Source organism: Jiangella sp. DSM 45060 (genome assembly GCF_900105175.1).
Classification (GTDB): Bacteria; Actinomycetota; Actinomycetes; order Jiangellales; family Jiangellaceae; genus Jiangella.
In genome coordinates, this window is the sequence record NZ_LT629771.1 from 6442719 (window position 1) to 6460194 (window position 17476).

General features: G+C 72.3%; 14 protein-coding genes. 10 read left to right on the plus strand and 4 right to left on the minus strand.

Going from position 1 to position 17476, the window contains the following annotated elements:
- Positions 1-42 precede the first annotated feature (42 nt).
- Genes BLU82_RS29000 through BLU82_RS29010 form a run of 3 tightly spaced genes read left to right on the plus strand, consistent with a single transcriptional unit; the run spans position 43 to position 2879 of the window.
- Positions 43-651 carry a YceI family protein gene (locus BLU82_RS29000; RefSeq protein ID WP_092624361.1) on the plus strand — a complete coding sequence of 203 codons (609 nt, stop codon included), beginning with the start codon at positions 43-45 and terminating at the stop codon, positions 649-651.
- Between the two features lie 40 nt (positions 652-691).
- Positions 692-1831 (plus strand): peptidoglycan bridge formation glycyltransferase FemA/FemB family protein, encoded by a 1140-nt coding sequence (locus BLU82_RS29005; RefSeq protein WP_092624362.1) that lies wholly within the window; start codon positions 692-694, stop codon positions 1829-1831.
- Positions 1832-1835: 4 nt separating this feature from the next.
- Positions 1836-2879 carry an alanine racemase gene (locus BLU82_RS29010; RefSeq protein WP_092624363.1) on the plus strand — a complete coding sequence of 348 codons (1044 nt, stop codon included), beginning with the start codon at positions 1836-1838 and terminating at the stop codon, positions 2877-2879.
- A 144-nt stretch (positions 2880-3023) separates the two neighbouring features.
- Here the strand turns inward: BLU82_RS29010 and BLU82_RS35340 are convergent, their stop codons facing one another.
- The 4 genes from BLU82_RS35340 to BLU82_RS29030 all read right to left on the minus strand — a co-directional run bounded on the left by BLU82_RS35340 (position 3024) and on the right by BLU82_RS29030 (position 8810).
- Entirely contained in the window at positions 3024-3461 is a 438-nt protein-coding gene (locus BLU82_RS35340; RefSeq protein WP_370246241.1) for a phosphotransferase, read from the minus strand.
- A gap of 346 nt (positions 3462-3807) precedes the next feature.
- The gene (locus BLU82_RS29020; RefSeq protein WP_157741327.1) at positions 3808-4950 is read right to left on the minus strand and encodes a mannosyltransferase family protein; all 1143 of its coding nucleotides are present in this window, start codon (positions 4948-4950) and stop codon (positions 3808-3810) included.
- Entirely contained in the window at positions 4947-6350 is a 1404-nt protein-coding gene (locus BLU82_RS29025; protein ID WP_157741328.1) for a glycosyltransferase family 87 protein, read from the minus strand. The genes BLU82_RS29020 and BLU82_RS29025 overlap by 4 nt, the downstream gene beginning before the upstream one ends.
- A gap of 33 nt (positions 6351-6383) precedes the next feature.
- Complete coding sequence (locus tag BLU82_RS29030) at positions 6384-8810, minus strand: transglycosylase domain-containing protein (protein ID WP_092624365.1); 2427 nt, start codon at positions 8808-8810, stop codon at positions 6384-6386.
- A gap of 267 nt (positions 8811-9077) precedes the next feature.
- Here BLU82_RS29030 and BLU82_RS29035 point away from each other — a divergent pair, with 267 nt between their 5' ends.
- The 7 genes from BLU82_RS29035 to BLU82_RS29065 all read left to right on the plus strand — a co-directional run bounded on the left by BLU82_RS29035 (position 9078) and on the right by BLU82_RS29065 (position 17454).
- The gene (locus tag BLU82_RS29035) at positions 9078-9725 is read left to right on the plus strand and encodes a PadR family transcriptional regulator (protein ID WP_092624366.1); all 648 of its coding nucleotides are present in this window, start codon (positions 9078-9080) and stop codon (positions 9723-9725) included.
- Positions 9722-10801 (plus strand): inositol-3-phosphate synthase, encoded by a 1080-nt coding sequence (locus tag BLU82_RS29040; protein ID WP_092624367.1) that lies wholly within the window; start codon positions 9722-9724, stop codon positions 10799-10801. The genes BLU82_RS29035 and BLU82_RS29040 overlap by 4 nt, the downstream gene beginning before the upstream one ends.
- Before the next feature lie 465 nt (positions 10802-11266).
- Positions 11267-14386 (plus strand): sensor histidine kinase, encoded by a 3120-nt coding sequence (locus BLU82_RS29045; RefSeq protein WP_172885727.1) that lies wholly within the window; start codon positions 11267-11269, stop codon positions 14384-14386.
- Complete coding sequence (locus tag BLU82_RS29050) at positions 14383-14778, plus strand: roadblock/LC7 domain-containing protein (RefSeq protein WP_053203669.1); 396 nt, start codon at positions 14383-14385, stop codon at positions 14776-14778. The genes BLU82_RS29045 and BLU82_RS29050 overlap by 4 nt, the downstream gene beginning before the upstream one ends.
- A gap of 149 nt (positions 14779-14927) precedes the next feature.
- Positions 14928-15227, plus strand: coding sequence for a DUF742 domain-containing protein (locus tag BLU82_RS29055; RefSeq protein ID WP_231947604.1), 300 nt, complete (start codon positions 14928-14930; stop codon positions 15225-15227).
- A complete protein-coding gene (locus tag BLU82_RS29060; protein WP_092624370.1) occupies positions 15208-15804 on the plus strand; it encodes an ATP/GTP-binding protein in 597 nt (198 codons plus the stop codon). Before BLU82_RS29055 ends, BLU82_RS29060 begins: the two co-directional genes overlap by 20 nt.
- Positions 15805-15849: 45 nt before the next feature.
- On the plus strand, positions 15850-17454 hold the full coding sequence (locus tag BLU82_RS29065; RefSeq protein WP_092624371.1) for a hypothetical protein: 1605 nt from the start codon (positions 15850-15852) through the stop codon (positions 17452-17454).
- Positions 17455-17476 lie beyond the last annotated feature (22 nt).

The window sequence follows — 17476 nt, forward strand, 5'->3', positions numbered from 1 at the left end:
ATATTGGATGTTGACGCGCATTCGTCAGAGAAAGGGCAGGCCATGGCCGAGGCGCACATCGCCCGCGACGTGCACCCGTGGAACGGGCTGACGGTGCCGGCCGCCGGCGTCTTCACGCTCGACCCCGAGCACGCCGACGTCACCTTCGCCGTCCGGTACCTGATGCTCACGCAGATCAAGGGCCGCTTCGACGACGTCAGGGCGACGCTGACCCTCGGCGAGGACCCCACGGCGTCGCAGGTCGAGGTCGTGGTCGGGACGGCCAGCCTCTCCACCGGCGAGGACGACCGCGACCAGCGGCTGCGCTCGCCCGACTTCTTCGACGTCGCCGAGCACCCGGAGCTGACCTTCCGGTCCACCACCATCGCCCACGTCGAGGGCAACGAATTCGTGCTGGCCGGCGACCTCACCATCCGCGGCAGCACCCGGCCGGTGGAGTTCCGGGCCAGCTTCGACGGCGTCGGCTTCGACCCGTGGGGGGCGCAGGTCGTCGGGCTCAGCGCGCGCACCGAGATCGACCGCGAGCGCTGGGGCCTGACGTGGAACCGGGCCCTCGAGACCGGCGGGGTGCTGATCGGCAAGACGGTCGTGCTGGAGATCGACGCCGAGTTCACCCGCCCGGCGCAACCGGACACTCCCGGACGTTCGTGATCGTTCTCGGGTCCGCACGCGAACCGGGTACCCTCGCCCCGTGACACGCTCCTCCGCCCTCACCGTCCGAGAGATCACGAGCGACCAGCATCTCGCCGCGATCGCCGAACGGCCTTCGGTCAGCTTCCTCCAGACACCGGCGTGGGGCGTGGTCAAGCGCGACTGGCGGTCCCGCTCCGTCGGCTGGTTCGACGGCGACAAGCTGGTCGGCGTGGCGCTGGTGCTGTACCGCAAGGCGCCGCGGGTGCGCCGCTATCTCGCCTACGTCCCCGAGGGCCCGAGCATCGACTGGGACGGCATCTCGGCCGCCGGCGACCTCCAGCGCTGGCTGACCCCGCTGGTCGAGCACGTGAAGGCGCAGGGCGCGTTCGGCCTGCGCATGGGGCCGAGGGTGGTGGGCCGCCGCTGGTCCAACGCCACCCTGAAGAGCGCCCTGGCCGACCCCGGCGTCGCCCGGCTGCGCGACGTCCCGGCCGACGAGACCACCGCCACGGGCACCGCACTGGCCGAACAGCTGACGGCGCTGGGCTGGCGCCCCCCGGCCGAGGTCGACGGCTTCGCCGCCGGGCAGCCGCGGCACGTGTTCCAGCTGCCGCTCGAGGGGCAGTCCGAGGACGACGTCCTCAAGGGCTTCAACCAGCTGTGGCGGCGCAACATCAAGAAGGCCGACAAGTCCGGCGTCGTCGTGTCGCTCGGCACCGCTGCCGACCTGCCGGAGTTCCACCGCATCTACGCCGAGACCGCCCAGCGCGACGCGTTCACGCCGCGCCCGCTGTCATACTTCGAGGGCATGTGGGCGGCCATGACGGGCGAGGCGCCGGAGCGGCTGCGGCTCTACCTGGCGCACCACGAGGGCGACCTCGTCGCGGCCGCCACCATGACCCGCGTCGGTACGCACGCCTGGTACTCCTACGGCGCCTCGACGACGACCAAGCGCGACGTCCGCGGCTCCAACGCCATCCAGTGGCGCATGATGCGCGACGCGCTGGCCGAGGGGTGCGCCGTCTACGACCTGCGCGGCATCACCGACACGCTGTCCGAGGACGACCCGCACGCGGGCCTGATCCGGTTCAAGCTGGGCACCGGCGGCCACGCGGTCGAGTACGTCGGGGAGTGGGACCTCCCGATCTCGCGCGTCCTCTACTCTGCCTTCGACCTGTATATGAAGCGCCGGAGCTGACCGCGTGTCCCTGACCCTGCACATCGCCGCCGATCAGTGGCGCGGCCGGGTGCGCCGCTACGTCCAGGACGCCTCCGCCGCCGGCGTCACCGTCGTCCCGGTCACCAAGGGCAACGGCTACGGCTTCGGCAACGCCGTGCTGGCGGCCGAGGCGGCCCGGCTGGGCGTGGCCACGCTGGCCGCCGGCACCTACGACGAGCTGCCCGCCGTCAGCCCCGAGTTCGGCGGTGACCTGCTGGTGCTGTCGCCGTGGCGGCCGTGGCTGGCCGGCGCCGTCGGCGACGACCGCGTCGTCCACACCGTCTCGCGGCTCGAGGACCTGCGCCAGCTGGCCGCCGGCGCCACCCGGCCGCGGGTGGTCGTCGAGGTGCTGACGAGCATGCGGCGGCACGGCATCGACCCCGGCGAGCTGGCCGAGACGGCGAAGCTCCTCGACGACGTGCGGTTCGAGGGGTTCGCGCTGCACCTGCCGCTGGCCGGCGACCACGCCGCCGAGGCGACGACGCTGGCCCGGCGGGCGTTCGAGGCGGTCCCGACGGCGGCGCGGACGGTCTGGGCGAGCCACCTGAGCGCCGAGCGCGCGGCGGCCGTGGGCCGCGACACCGACGCCGAGGTGCGGCTGCGGGTGGCGACGGCGCTCTGGCTCGGCGACCGCTCCGGGCTGACCCCCCGGGCGACAGTGCTGGACGTGCACCGGGTGCGGCGCGGCGAGACGTACGGCTACCGGCAGCGCCGGGCCCGCCGCGACGGCGCCGTCGTGGTGGTCGCGGGCGGCACGGCGCACGGGGTGGCCCTGCAGGCGCCGGTCGCGGCGAGCTCGCTGCGGCAGCGGGCGACGGCGCTGGCCCGCGGCGGCCTGGAGGCGGGCGGACGGTCGCTGTCGCCCTTCCGCGTCGCCGGCAAGCAGCGCTGGTTCGCCGAGCCGCCGCACATGCAGTGCTCGATGATCTGGCTCCCCGCCGACGTCGAGCCACCCACCGTCGGCGACCAACTCGACGTCGAGGTCCGTTTCACCACGACCACCTTCGACGCCCTCGCCTGGGATTAGACGACCCAAGCGAAGCGTGAGCCGGCAGACCACCGAGGCTGCGGGTGGGGGCGCCGGCAGGGGTAGGCTGCGGGCGTCCGAGCGAGGAACGAGCGAGGCGGGCGGGGCCGGCGTCCCCACCCGCAGCCGGACAGGGCCAGCCGACTAGCGAAGTACGTTCAGCTCGTCGAGAGCGCGATGGCCGCGCTCGACCACCCCTGGAACGACATCGTGGCGCCCGTGACGGATGGGGATCTCGAGCATGTGGAGGATCTGCGCCGCTGCGAGCACCGCCGCCCCTTCCCAGCCGACCAGGTCGAGGATTCTCGTCCACAGCCGCCTTCGGACACCGTCCAGCAGCGGATCCTGGAAGGTGTACCACACGAGGGTGGTGAGATCGGTCGCCCGCGTGCCGCTACCCGCGTTCCCGATGTCCACGACCGACACCACCGCTCCGTCACGGACCAGGACATTGCTGGGGGTCGAGAGATCGGCATGGACCATGTCCGTTGCCTCTCCTGGAGGTGGGACGTCGGCACACACGAGCCGCAGGCGCTCGACCAAGGCCGCCACCTCGGCGGAATACCCCGAGAGCCTGGCCACGGACCGGCGGAGAAGCGACTGCTCGGGCGTCTCGTTGACATCCAGCCCGGCGACAGCCGATCTCCATCAGCTGCTCGACGAGAGACTGGGTCAGCTCCGGCGCGGGAGCCGCGTCAACGAAGTCCGTCAGATGCCACACATGAGTGGCGGTGGCCCCACTCCGAGCCAGGCCGGGGTGGGATAGCCGCGCCCGCGCATGTGCTCGACGACTCTCAGGGCTCGCAACGTCTCGCCCAGTTGGTCGGGGTGTGTCCGGGGCACTGCTTTGAGCACGGCATGTGCCCTTGGCCACGTCGTCCAGGACCTCGGCCGGCAGCTCTTCGGCAGGGCACATGGGGCACACGCCTCAGCCGGCCCAGCGCCCCGTCAAATACGCCGCGGCCCACACGGACATCAACGGCACCGATACGGCGAGGTACGCCCAGAGCACCCAGCGACGCCGAGCGGCGAGGAGCGCGATCGTCACCCACAGCGGCCACCACAGCAAGGTCGCCCGGGGCACCGAGAAGAACCACGTCGACGTGCCGAAGGCGATGACCTGCAGGCCGATCCAGGTGGCCTCGCCCCAGCGACGCCACCAGAGCAGGGCACCGGTCAGGACGACCCCGACGAGCATGGCGACGATCTCGGCGCGGAACATCCACGCGAACCCGGGCGACTGCGTGCCGCCGAACGCGGCCTGCCACGTGGCGTCGAGCGACGTCCACGGCCAGGTGAAGTGGCGGTCCCAGCCTTCGGCCTGGGCGTGCAGCCAGGCCAGCCAGTCGCCGGTCTCGGACTCGAGGTAGAGCGACCACGCGAGCAGCGGCAGCGCGGGCAGGAACAGCCAGCCGAGGCCGGACCACCAGGGCCGGCCGGACCGCTCGACCGCCTCGCGCCGGGTGGTCAGCCAGTGGACGGCGACGGCGACGGCGAGGAACACGCCGCTGACCCGCACCGTGCACGACAGCGCCGTCAGCACGCCGGCCGCCAGCCAGTGCTGCCGGCGCGCCGCCAGCCAGGCCGGGAACGCGCAGGCGAGGAAGAGCGCCTCGGTGTACGGGGCGGCGAGGAACACCGCCGACGGCGACACGGCCCAGACGACGACGGTGAGCCGGCCGATCCGCTGGCCGCCCTCCAGTTCGCCGATGCGGCCCAGCGCCACCGCGGCGACGGCGCCGGCGACCAGCGACACGATCAGCCCGGCGGCGACGTGGCGCAGCCCCAGCTGGTCGCCGAGCCAGAGGAATGCCGGGAAGCCGGGGAAGAACGCCTCGTTGGGGACGCCGGTGGGCTGCCCGCCGTAGCCGTGGACGGCGATGCCGAGGTAGTGCCAGTAGTCCCATTGCTGCCACCGGTCGAGGGCCGGGACGACGTCCTGGCCGGCGGCGACGAACATCCAGCCGGTGGCGCCGGCGATGACCCACATCGAGACGCGGGTGGCCAGCCAGATGCCGAGGGCGTCGCGGTCGACGCCGCGGACCCGGTCGGACAGCGTCCGTGCCGTCATGGCGTCGCCTCCCGCCGCCGGTGCCGGGGCGCGGTGGCGTCGACCGGGGTCAGGAACGGGCGGACGGGGTCGTCCTCGGGTCGGCGGATGTCGCGCACGACCATCACAACGAGCCAGAGCAGCCCGGCGATCCGCAGCAGGATCGCCAGCGCGTACTGGTCGTTCGTCAGCAGCGGCGCGGACGGGTCGTAGAGCGTGGCCAGGAAGCGCCACAGGAGCAGGACGTAGACGCCCTCGGCCAGCTGCCAGACGACGAGGTCGCGCACCCGGGGCCGCGCGAGCACCGCCAGCGGCAGCAGCCACAGCGAGTATTGCGGCGACCACACCTTGTTCACCAGCAGGAACGCGGCGACGGCGAGGAAGGCGAGCTGGGTGACGCGGGGCGGGGCGGGCGCGGTGAGCGCGAGCGCGGCGATCAGCACCAGCAGCACCGCCGCGGACACGACGGCGAGGTCGTCGACGGACTCGGGCAGCAGGCCCGGCTTCAGCAGGCCGATCGCGAACCACGTCGAGCCGAAGTCGGCGGCGCGCTCGGCGTTGAAGGTGAAGAACTCCCGCCAGCCCTCCGGCGCCCACCACGCCACCGGCAGGTTCACCGCGCACCACGCGACGACGGCGGCGACGACGGCCAGTGCGGTGTCGCGCAGGGCCGCCCTCCGGTCCGGCGACCGCAGCGCCACCAGCACCAGGACGCCGAGCAGCAGCGCGGGATAGAGCTTCGTGGCGGTGCCGAGCCCGATCAGCACCCCGGCGAGCACCGGCCGGTCACGCGTCCACGCCAGGATCGCCAGCGACATCGCCAGCACGGCCAGCAGATCCCAGTTGACGTACGCGCTGAGCAGCAGCAACGGCGACGCCGCCACCAGCAGCCCGTCCCACGGCCGGCGCGGCACCGTCCGCGCCGTCGCGACCACGACGGCCAGCGCGCACAGGGCCATGAGCCCGGCGGTGAGGTCGAAGAAGATCACGCTCTCCGCGAAGGCGGGCGCCAGGTCGCCGCCGCCGAACGCGTCGTACAGCCCGCCCGCCACGACCGCCGTCACCTGCATGACGGCGCCGGTCAGCACCGGGTACTCCAGCAGGCTGTCGCGGTAGGCCAGCAGGCCGTCGGCGAAGCCGCGCTCGCGGTACAGGAACGCGACGTCGCTGTAGCAGAGCGACGTCCACATGGACCGGTCCGCGCGGTCGGCCCAGCCGGTGGACCGGCACGGCTGGTCGGCCAGCAGCCCGAGCGCCAGCACGACGACCGCGACCAGCAGCGCCACCCGGACCGGGCCCCACCAGCGGCGTGGCTGGGCCGCCCGGCGCCCGAACGGCCCGCCGATCGCCTCGCTCAGGCCCGCGACGACGGGATCGTCACGACTGGGCGCGGCGGCGGCCGCGCGGCGCTGCGGCGTCACCGACACGAGTCGACAGCTTAGGGGGTTGGACGGTCAGCGGTCGGCGCCGCCGTCGCCCCAGGCTCCGCCGTTGGCGTTGCCGTTGCCGCCGGTCGGTTCGTCGGTCGGTTCCTCGGTGGGGGTGCCGCCGGTGTCGCCGCCGGATCCGCCGTCGGTGCCGGACCACTCGCTGCCCGACTCGTCGCCACCGGTGTCGCCGGACGTGTCGCCACCGGTGTCGCCGGAGGTGTCACCGCCGGTGTCGCCGGACTCGTCGGAGCCCGACTCGTCACCGCCGTTGCCGCCGCCGTTCTCGTTGCCGTTCCCGTTGTCGTCGCCGTTGTCGCCGTTCTCGTCCTCGTCCGGGGTCTCGGTCGGGGTGGGCGTCGGCGTGGGCGACGGGTTGACGGCGTCGCCGACCTCGGCCGGCTCGGGGAACTCCTGGATCTCCATGCCGTCGAGCGCGCCGGCCATGAACGCGGTCCAGATGCGGGCCGGGAAGGCGCCACCGGTGAAGGTGTCCATGCCGTCGACGCCGTCGAGCGAGACGGTGCCGGCGGTCTCGCCCTCGCCCCGGAAGATCACGACGCTGGCCGACAACTGCGGCACGTAGCCGGAGAACCAGGCGGTGAGGTCCTCGTGGGTGCCGGTCTTGCCGGCGGCCGGCCGGTTGAGGTTCTGCGCCTCGCGGCCGCTGCCGTTCTGCACCACCTGGCTCAGCGCGAACGTGGTGTCGGCGACGACGCCGGGGTCGAGCACCGACTCGGGGACCGGCTCGACGCGGTACGGGACGTTGCCGCCGGGCTCGGTGACGGAGCGGACGGTGTACCAGTCGGCGTGCCGGCCGCCCGCGGCCAGCGTGGCGTACGCCTCGGCCATGTCGATGGGCCGGACGTGCCCGATGCCGATGGTGACGCGGGGGTCCTGCCGCAGCTGCGTCTCCTCGTCGGCCGCATAGGACAGGCCGGACGCCAGCTGGGCGTCGACGATGCTGTCGGGGCCGATGTTCATCGCGAGGTCGACGAACGCGGTGTTCATGGAGTTCTCGGTGGCCGTGACGAGGTCGATGGCCTCGCCGTACTCCTTGTCGTCCTGGTTGTGCACCGGCGGGCCGAGGATCGGGTCGGTGAGCGTGTTGCCGGAGTACCGGCTCTCCAGCGAGATGCCCTGCTCCAGCGCGGCCGCCAGCGTGAACGGCTTCACCGTCGACCCGCCCTGCACCGAGGCGTCGAGCGCGTCGTTGAACGGCTGCTCGACGGCGTCGGGCCCGCCGTACATGGCGACGACCGCGCCGTCGCCCGGCGTCACGGCGGCGAGGCCGACCCGGACGCCGTCGGCGTGCTCCTGGGGTCGCTCCGCCTCGACGGACTGGATGGCGGCGGACTGCGCCTGCGGGTCGAACGTGGTGACGACCCGCAGGCCGCCGGTGTCGATCTCTTCCTCGGTGAAGCCGTTGTCGATCAGCTCGTCGCGGACCTGCTGCAGTAGGTAGCCGTTCGGGCCGCCGTAGCGGTTGGTCTTCTGTTCGGGCACGACCTCCGGCGGCACCAGCGTCTCGGCGGTCGCGGCGTCGAGCGTGCCGATGTCGACCATGCCGTCGACGACGTAGGCGAAGCGCTGCTGGTACCGCTCGGCGTTCTCCGGGCCCAGCGTGGGGTCGTAGCGCGTCGGCGAGCGCAGGATGCCGGCCAGCGCCGCGCACTGGGCGGTGTCGAGCTCGGACACCGGCACCCCGAAGTAGGAGCGGGACGCCGTCTGGATGCCGTAGACGCCGCCGCGGCCGAACCAGATGGTGTTGAGGTACGACGCGAGGATGTCGTCCTTGTCGAGCTGCTGGTCGATCTTGACCGAGATGAACAGCTCCTGCACCTTGCGGGTGAGGGTCTGGTCCTGCGTCAGGTAGTAGTTCTTGACGTACTGCTGGGTGATCGTCGAGCCACCGCCGGCCGCCGTCGACCCGTTGTTCTGGATGTAGCCGATGCCCGCGCGGAGCATGCCGACCGGGTCGAACCCGTTGTTGTCGTAGAAGCTGCGGTCCTCGGCGGCGACGACGGCGTCCTGGCAGGCCTGCGGGATGTCGGAGATGTCGACGGTCTCGCGGTTCTCGGCGCTGAACCGGCCCAGCTCGGTCTCGCCGTCGTTCCAGTAGACGATGGTCGCCTCGGACCGGGCGAACGCGTTGGCCTCGGGGATGTCCGTCATGGCGTAGGCGATGCTGATGCCGGCGACGCCGAGCAGCATCATGCCGAGCGCGTAGAGCCCGAAGGCCTTCCAGGAGACGAACCGGCGCCAGCCCTTGCGGCGGCCCTTGCCGTTCTTCTTGCCGCCGTTGCGACCTGCGGCGTAGCGGCGGCCGCCGCCGCGGCGGTCAGGGGTCGACGACGAGACCGCGCCCGCGGAGGCGGCGGTCCTGGGGGCCGCGCCCTTGGACGCGGCCGAACGCGCGCGGTCACCCGCGCGGCGGCGCCCTTGGTTCGTCACTGAGTTCCCGGTCGGGTCGGGGACATCGGCAGTCCGGTGCGCGCGATGAGGCGCCCCGGAGTCATGCAGAGCCTACGACGCTCCATGGTCGATCACGCCAATCCTGCTCTCGCCCTGGGCGTTTCAAACCTGCGTGTGACGACACAGCGGTCACACCCGTCACGCCGATGTGGACGGGTCACTTGCGGTTCGCGCCCCGGACGTCCTATCGTCCTGATGTATCGGTTCGATACATCGAGCTGACAATGATGCAAGGGAGCGTACCTCGTGGGCAAGCGGGCAGACGCGTTGGAGCTGGCCATCCTGGGCCTGCTGCACGATGCGCCGCTGCACGGCTACGAGCTGCGCAAGAGGGTGAACTCGCTGCTGGGGTGGGGGCGAGCGTTCTCGTACGGCACCTTGTATCCGACTCTGAAGGCGATGGTGCGGCAGGGCTACCTGGCCGAGGACGAACCCGTCGACACGCTGGTGACGACGGGTCCGCACCGCAGCGGGCGCCGTGCCCGCATCGCCTATCGGCTCACGCCCGAGGGCAAGGAGCGCTTCGCCGACCTGCTCGCACACACCGGGCCCTCGGCCTGGGACGACGAGCACTTCGGCGTGCACTTCGCGTTCTTCGGCCGGGCCGACGCCGATACCCGCATGCGGATCCTCATCGGCCGGCGCAGCCGGCTGCAGGAGAAGCTCGACCAGTTCCGCTCGGCACTGTCGCGCACCCGAGAGCGACTCGACACCTACACGCTGGAGCTCCAGCGGCACGGCCTCGAGTCGGTCGAGCGCGAGGTCAAGTGGCTCGACGACCTGATCAGCGCCGAACAGCGCTCGATCGGCAGGCCAATGGGCGCCACGCCCACCCCAGGGTCCGGTGAGCCACCGGCGCCCCCCACCGGAAACGAAGGAGAGAACGGCCGATGAGCTCGGTTCGTGTAGGCATCGTCGGCGTGGGCAACTGCGCCGCTTCGCTCGTGCAGGGCGTGCGCTACTACCGTGACGCCGACCCGGCGACGAAGGTCCCCGGGCTGATGCACGTTCAGTTCGGCGACTACCACGTCCGTGACGTCGAGTTCGTCGCCGCGTTCGACGTCGACGCCAAGAAGGTCGGGCAGGATCTCGCCGACGCGATCGGCGCCAGCGAGAACAACACCATCAAGATCTGCGACGTGCCGCCCACCGGCGTCGTCGTGCAGCGTGGCCACACGCTGGACGGCCTGGGCAAGTACTACCGCGAGACCATCGTCGAGGACGAGAGCGAGCCGGTCGACGTCGTCGCCGCGCTGAAGGCCGCCAAGGTCGACGTCCTCGTCTGCTACCTGCCGGTCGGCTCCGAGGAGGCCGCGAAGTTCTACGCGCAGGCCGCCATCGACGCCGGCGTCGGCTTCGTCAACTGCCTCCCGGTCTTCATCGCCGGCACCCAGGAGTGGGCGGACAAGTTCACCGCCGCGGGCGTCCCGATCGTCGGCGACGACATCAAGTCGCAGATCGGCGCCACCATCACGCACCGTGTGCTGGCCAAGCTGTTCGAGGACCGCGGCGTCACCGTCGACCGGACCTACCAGCTCAACGTCGGCGGCAACATGGACTTCAAGAACATGCTCGAGCGCGAGCGGCTGGAGTCCAAGAAGATCTCGAAGACGCAGTCCGTCACCTCGCAGCTGGTCGACGGCCTCGAGCCGCGCAACGTGCACATCGGCCCGTCCGACTACGTCGCGTGGCTGGACGACCGCAAGTGGGCGTTCATCCGGCTCGAGGGCCGCAACTTCGGCGACGTCCCGCTGAACCTGGAGTACAAGCTCGAGGTCTGGGACTCCCCGAACTCGGCCGGCATCGTCATCGACGCGCTCCGTGCGGCGAAGATCGCCATGGACCGCGGTGTCGGCGGGCCGATCCTGTCGGCGTCGTCCTACTTCATGAAGTCGCCGCCGGAGCAGTACTCCGACGACGTCTGCCGCGAGAAGGTCGAGCAGTTCATCCGCGGCGAGATCGAGCGCTGATCCGCACACGGGTGGACAGGGAGCCGGCGCCCCACCGGGGTGCCGGCTCCGCCGCGTCCGGGGACCGGGCGTTGGGACGACCCAGGGGTCGGCCGAACGGGTCACCAGCGGTGATCACTGGTCCGCCCTCAGATGAGAATCCCGTCGCCGGTGCGGCAGTTTGACGTGGCTCGTCTACCATTTCCGTCATGCTCCGGTGGGATCGTGTGCCAGATTGAGGTGTTTCACCCATCGGTCGCCTATTGACAGAACGCTGCCGGGCAGCAAGCGTCGTCTAGCGGCGCGTGTGCGTCCCGGAGCACGACGGCGGCCACGAAGGGGCCTGAGTCGCTCACAGGCGAGCGGCCATGGGGGACGACAGAGGAAGGAACATCGATGACGCGGACCGCCCGAGGACGCCGTAGCAACGACGGCGCCGCGAAGCGGGCGCGCGCGAATCTGCGCCCAGCAGACCAGCGCCCAGCCGTGAAGTCCGGCCGTGCGAAGGACGGCGGCGACGGCGATCGCTCGCGGTCGTTCTGGCAGTCCTTCCTGCACGACCGCAGCGTCCGGTCGCGCGTCGCCGCACTGGTTCTTCTCCCGCTGCTCGGCACGCTCGTGCTCGGCACCCTGTTCTTCAAGAACTCGCTCGACGACGCCTCGTCCGCCTCGCGCACCGAGAGCCTGGCCGAGGTCGGCATGGTGGCGCTGCAGGCGCTGCAGGCGGTCCAGGACGAACGCGACGTCACCGGCCTCGCCGACGGCGGCGGCACCGAGCCGGCGTCGGTCGACACCGCCCGCGAGGCCACCGACGCCGCCATCGCCGCACTGAACCAGGAGATCGACGAGCACCGCGGCGACGACCTCGGCTCCGCCTACGCGGGCGCGGTCGAGCAGTACGAGACCGAGGTCGACCGGCTGAGCGGCACCACGAACGAGTCGAACTACCGCCTCCAGCGCGACGCCAAGGACCCGCTCTTCAACGACGGCGGCACCGCCGGCTACCACCGCTTCGCCGAGGTGCTGCAGCGGCTGGCCACGGCCGCCGCCACCGGCACCGAGGACCCCGCGCTGGCCCGCCGCATCTCGGCGCTGGCCGACGTCGCGCAGGCGGTCGAGTCGGCGTCACTCGAGCGCGGCGTCGTCGCCTACTTCATGACGCCCGGCGCGCAGCCCTCGCAGGCCGATCGTGACCTGGCCGTGTCCCTCCAGGGCGAGCAGGCCATGCTGCTCGACGGCCGGTTCCTCCGCGCCCTCGGCTTCACCGAGCAGCAGCGCATCTACTCCAACGAGATCTACGTCGCCAACCGCGAGCTCGCCCAGGCCCGCACCGACATCGCAGACTTCGCCGAGCCGCGCATCGACAAGCAGCAGTGGTGGGAGCTGTCGACGCAGCGGCTCGACGCTCTGCGCGACATCCAGCAGGACACCGGCAACAGCGTGCTGGCGCTGGCGGCCGACCGCACCGACAGCGCCCGCGTCACGGCGCTGTTCAGCGCGCTCGGCGTGCTCGCCGTCCTGGCGCTCACCGTCTACCTCGCCATCGTCGTGGCGCGCTCCATCATCGGCCCGCTGCGCCGGCTGCGCGCCTCGGCGCTCGAGACCGCGCAGACCCAGCTGCCGGCGCTGGTCGACCGGGTGCACAAGGACGGCCCGGCGGTCGCCCGCAACCTCCCCGACGCCGTCACGGCCGAGGGCCGCGACGAGATCGGCCAGGTCGCCACGGCGTTCAACGACGTCCACTCCACCGCCGTCCGGGTCGCCGCCGAGCAGGCGCTGCTGCGGCAGAACCTCGACACCATCGTCGTCAACCTCTCCCGCCGCACCCAGTCGCTGGTCGACCGTCAGCTCGGCGAGATCGAGGGCCTCGAGCAGCGCGAGCGCGACCCCGACCAGCTGAGCACGCTGTTCCGCATCGACCACATGGCCACCCGCGTCCGGCGGCACGCCGAGAGCCTCCTGGTCCTCGCCGGCGTCGAGGAGATGCGCAAGCACACCAGCGCGGCCGGCGTCCTCGACGTCGTCCGCACCGCGGTCGGCGAGGTCGAGCAGTACCCGCGGGTGAAGTTCGGCGTCATGCCGACCGACCTCATCACCGCCGGCGCCGTCGACGACATCGCCCACCTGCTGGCCGAGCTGATCGACAACGCCACCGAGTTCTCCGCGCCGGCCACGCCGGTCCGGGTCACCAGCCAGCCGCTGCTCGGCGGCGGGCTGCGGCTGCAGGTCACCGACTCCGGCCTGGGCATCCCGGCCGGCCAGCTCGAGGAACTGAACGAGCGGCTGCGCAACGTCGGCGACATCGACGTCGCGGCGTCGCGCACGCTGGGCCTCTACGTCGTCGCGCGCCTGGCCGCCAAGCACGGCATCCAGGTGCGGCTCGAGCCGGTGCCCGAGGGCGGCACGGCCGCGCAGGTCGACCTCCCGGCGCACCTCATCCTCTCCCCCCTCGACACCAGCGAGGGCGTCATCCCGCCGGTGCCGGCCGAGCCGGCGGCGCCGCAGCCGCCCAGTGGCCTGAACGACTCCTGGAACCTCGACCCCAGCCCGGCACCGTTCCGCCGCGACGACTCCTCGCCGTCGCTGCCGCCGGTCACCGCGCCGGCCGCGTCCGGGCTGCCCCGCCGCGGCGAGCGTCCCGACGAGACCCGCGTCCCGGCCGAGGCGTCCGACCTGCCGCGGCCGACGCCCGAGCCCGCGCCGACCATGGACGCCGGCCGGCCCACCTGGCCCAGCCCGGAGGAGTCGCGGCTGCGCCCCGACACCGGCGAGTCGCGCATCGCGCCCATCACGGCCGAGACCCGCTACGACACCGGCGAGCACGCCGTCGCCGACACCGGTGAGCACAAGCAGCTGTCCGAGACCGGTGAGCGCCGCCTCACCGACACCGGCGAGCGTCGCGTCACGACCGACCACGGCGCCCGGCCCGACGAGGCCTGGCGGCAGCCGCTGACCAACGGCAGCACCGGCTCGGCGCTGCCGACCCGCGAGCCCCGTCAGGAGCCGCGGCCCGAGATCCGCCCGCCGGCGTCGCCGCCACCGGCCATGCCCGCCGCGCCGGCCGCCCGCTCCTCGCTGCGCGCACCCGAGCCGGTGCTCCCGGAGAGCGACTCGCCGATCTACGACTCCGTCGCCTCCGCCTGGTTCAGCCGGTCCGGCGACTCGTCCACCGACGACTGGTCCAGCCCGGCCGACGAAGGCTGGCGGCGCGCCGCCGAGGCGCTGCGCTCGGCCGAAGAGGCCGCCAGCGCCCGCGCCGGGCAGCGCGACACCGAGCCGATCCAGACGTCGCCGCCGGTGGGTTCGGGCTGGGCGAGCCGCGAAACGGCGGCGGCGCCGCCGGTGCCCGAGCCGGTCGCGGAGGCCGAGCCCGCGCTCAGCGCGTCCGGCCTGCCGCTGCGGCGGCGCGGCGCCTCGCTGGTGCCCGGCTCCATCGGCGAGCTCAACGAGACCGAACGCACCCGACGCCCTGCCGCGGCGGCCAAAGACGCGAGTAACGTTGCCTCGACGCTGGCCAGCCTGCAGCGAGGTGTCGGGCGCGGCCGGGAGGAAACCGGTGGCTGGGTACCCAAGCGGCCCAGCGACCCCGAGAGGAGCGATTCGTGACCAACGCCTCCAGCGACGAGCTCGGCTGGCTGCTCGACCGTTTCGTCGACCGCACCACTGGCGCCGCGCACGCGGTCGTGGTGTCCGCCGACGGTCTGCACCTCGCCGGCTCCACGGGCATGCCGCGTGAACGCGGCGAGCAGCTCGCTGCGGTGGTGTCCGGACTGGCCAGCCTCACGGTCGGCGCATCGCTGATCCTGGGCGCGGGCACCGTCCAGCAGACCCTGGTAGAGATGAGCAACGGCTTCCTGCTGGTCATGGCGGTCGGCGACGGCGCGCACCTGGCCGTGCTGGCAGCCTCCACCGCCGACCTCGGTCAGGTGGGCTACGAGATGGCGCTGCTCGTCGAACGCGTGGGCGCCGTGCTCAACCCGGCCACCCGGGTGGGGTGAGAATCGACGTGCACGAGCGCCGGATGTGGTAGGGATCGGGTCAGCACCGCGCAGATCCGCGATCCGACGATGGTCTGGAGGTAACGATGGCGGCACCTGACGGCCGGAGGGTACGGCCGTATCTTGCGACGCGTGGGCGCACGCGCCCGGTGCAGGACATCGCCATCGAGGCCCTCGTCTCCACCACGAAGGACGGCCGCACCAACGGCTCCGACCCGGAGCCGGAACGGGAGCGGATCCTCCGGCTGTGCCACTCGCCACGGTCCGTGGCCGAGGTGGCCGCAATCGTCTCGATGCCACTCGGCGTGGCCCGCGTGCTCGTCGCGGATCTCGAGACCGAAGGACTGGTGCGGGTCGCTGACCCGCATGCGGCGTTCGCCGGCTCCGCGGAGCCGGCTCGTAATCTGAGCGTGCTGGAAAGGGTGAGGGATGGCCTTCGTCGACTCTGAGGTGTCTGGCGGCACACAGGCCGACCAAGACGCGCTGTCGGTCAAGATCGTCGTGGCCGGCGGTTTCGGCGTGGGCAAGACGACGTTCGTCGGCGCGGTCAGCGAGATCGAGCCGCTGCGTACCGAGGCACTCATGACGGAGGCCTCGACCAGCGTCGACGACCTCTCCATGCTGCCCGAGAAGCGCACCACGACCGTGGCCATGGACTTCGGCCGCATCACGCTGGCCGAGGACCTCGTGCTGTACCTCTTCGGCACGCCGGGCCAGAACCGGTTCTGGTTCATGTGGGACGACATCACCCGCGGCGCCATCGGCGCGGTCGTGCTCGTCGACACCCGCCGCCTGGCCGACTGCTTCGGCGCCATCGACTACGTCGAGCAGCGCGGCATCCCGTTCGTCGTCGCCCTCAACGCGTTCAACGGCATTCAGGAGCACGATGTCGAGGACGTCCGCGACGCCCTGCAGGTCGGGCCCGAGGTCCCGTTCGTCGTCACCGACGCGCGCGACCGCGAGTCGGTCAAGGTCGTGCTCGTCACGCTGGTCGAGCACGCGATGTCGCTGATCCAGCAGACCTGACCCCTTCGCCGGGAACCTCCCGCGCGCACCATACGTCCTAGTGACATGCGTCACAGGGGGTGGCTGGCGGGTGTCGTCGTCGGACTGACGGCGTGCACGGCCGCGGACGCCGAGCCGGGCGACGTCGCGACCGAGCCCGAGCAGCAGCGCTTCACCGGCACGTTCCTGGTGCTCGAGGACGCCGAGCACGGGCCTCAGGTGTGCTACGGCGGCGCCCTCTTCAGCAACCCGCCGAAGTGCGGTGGGCCGGACATCCCGAACTGGGACTGGTCCGCCGTCGAGCACGAGTCCGTCGACGGTGTCAGGTGGGGCGACTACCAGGTCACCGGCACGTTCGACGGCACCGAGTTCACCCTGACCGAGCCGGCCGGGCCACCCGAGCCGCCGGGCATGGACGACGGGCGCCCCGACCTCGACGCGCTGCTCGACACGCCCTGCGAGGCGCCGCCGGAAGGCTGGGTGCTCGTCGACATCGCCACCGCGAGCACCGAGGTCCTTGACGCCGTCGTCGACTACGCGGCGGCGCTGCCCGGCTACGGCGGCCTCTGGGTCGACCGCTCCGTCGAGCAGCCGCCGGGCGTTCCACCGTCGGCGGCCGCCGCGGCGGCGATCCTCAACGTCAGCTTCACCGGCGACCTCGCCGCGCGCGAGGCCGAGCTGCGCGCCGTCTGGGGCGGCGCGCTCTGCGTCACGCAGGCCCGGCACGAGCACAGCCGGCTGGAGGAGATCCAGGCCGAGCTGGCCGGTGAGTTCGGCATCTACTCGGCGAGCGTGTCGGGACCGGAAAACCTGGTCGAGGTCGACGCGTTCATCGACGACGGCCTGCAGGAGCAGCTCGACGAGACCTACGGTCCCGGCACGGTCCGGGTGACGTCCGCCCTGCGGCCCGTGCCGCCCGACGACGCACCGACGATCTACGCGGGCACGTTCACCGTCATCGAGTCGCGCGACGGCGACGTGAACGCCTGCTCGATGGTCATGGAGTCCTATCCGCCCGGCTGCGGCGGCGGCTTCGAGCTGCGCGGCTGGTCCTGGGAAGACGTGCGTGGCGAAGAGTCGTCCGACGGCGTGACCTGGGGCGACTACCACATCAAGGGGACCTGGGACGGCACCGCGCTGACGCTGACCGCGCCGCCGGAGCCACCGCCGCCGTCCGGCCCGCGTGAGGATCTGAGCCAGCGCTTCGACACGCCCTGCCCCACCCCGCCCGGCGGCTGGGCGATCCTCGACGGCGCGTTGACGCACGCGACCGACTTCCAGCGCGCCCACGCGTACGCCCTGGCCGCACCCGGCTACGTCGACTCCTGGCTGGACCGCCATGTCGCACCCGAGGCCCGGTCGGCGACGGCGCCGGCCGAGGTGATCGTGAACTTCCGGTTCACCGGCGACCTCGCCACCCACGAAGCCGCGCTGCGGAGCCTGTACGGCGGCGCCATCTGCGTCAGCCAGGCCGAGCGCAGCCAGCAGGAGATGGAGGCGACCGGCGCCGAGATCGCGGCCGCGCACGACGCCCTCGCCTGGACGGTCGAGTCACCGGCGAACACGGTGTGGATCCAGGTGATCGTCGACGACGGCCTGCAGGAGCGGCTCGACGAGGAGTACGGGCCGGGCCTGGTACGGGTCGAGGCTCTGCTGAAGCCGGTGGACTGACGCGTGGCGCCGGAACGTCGCG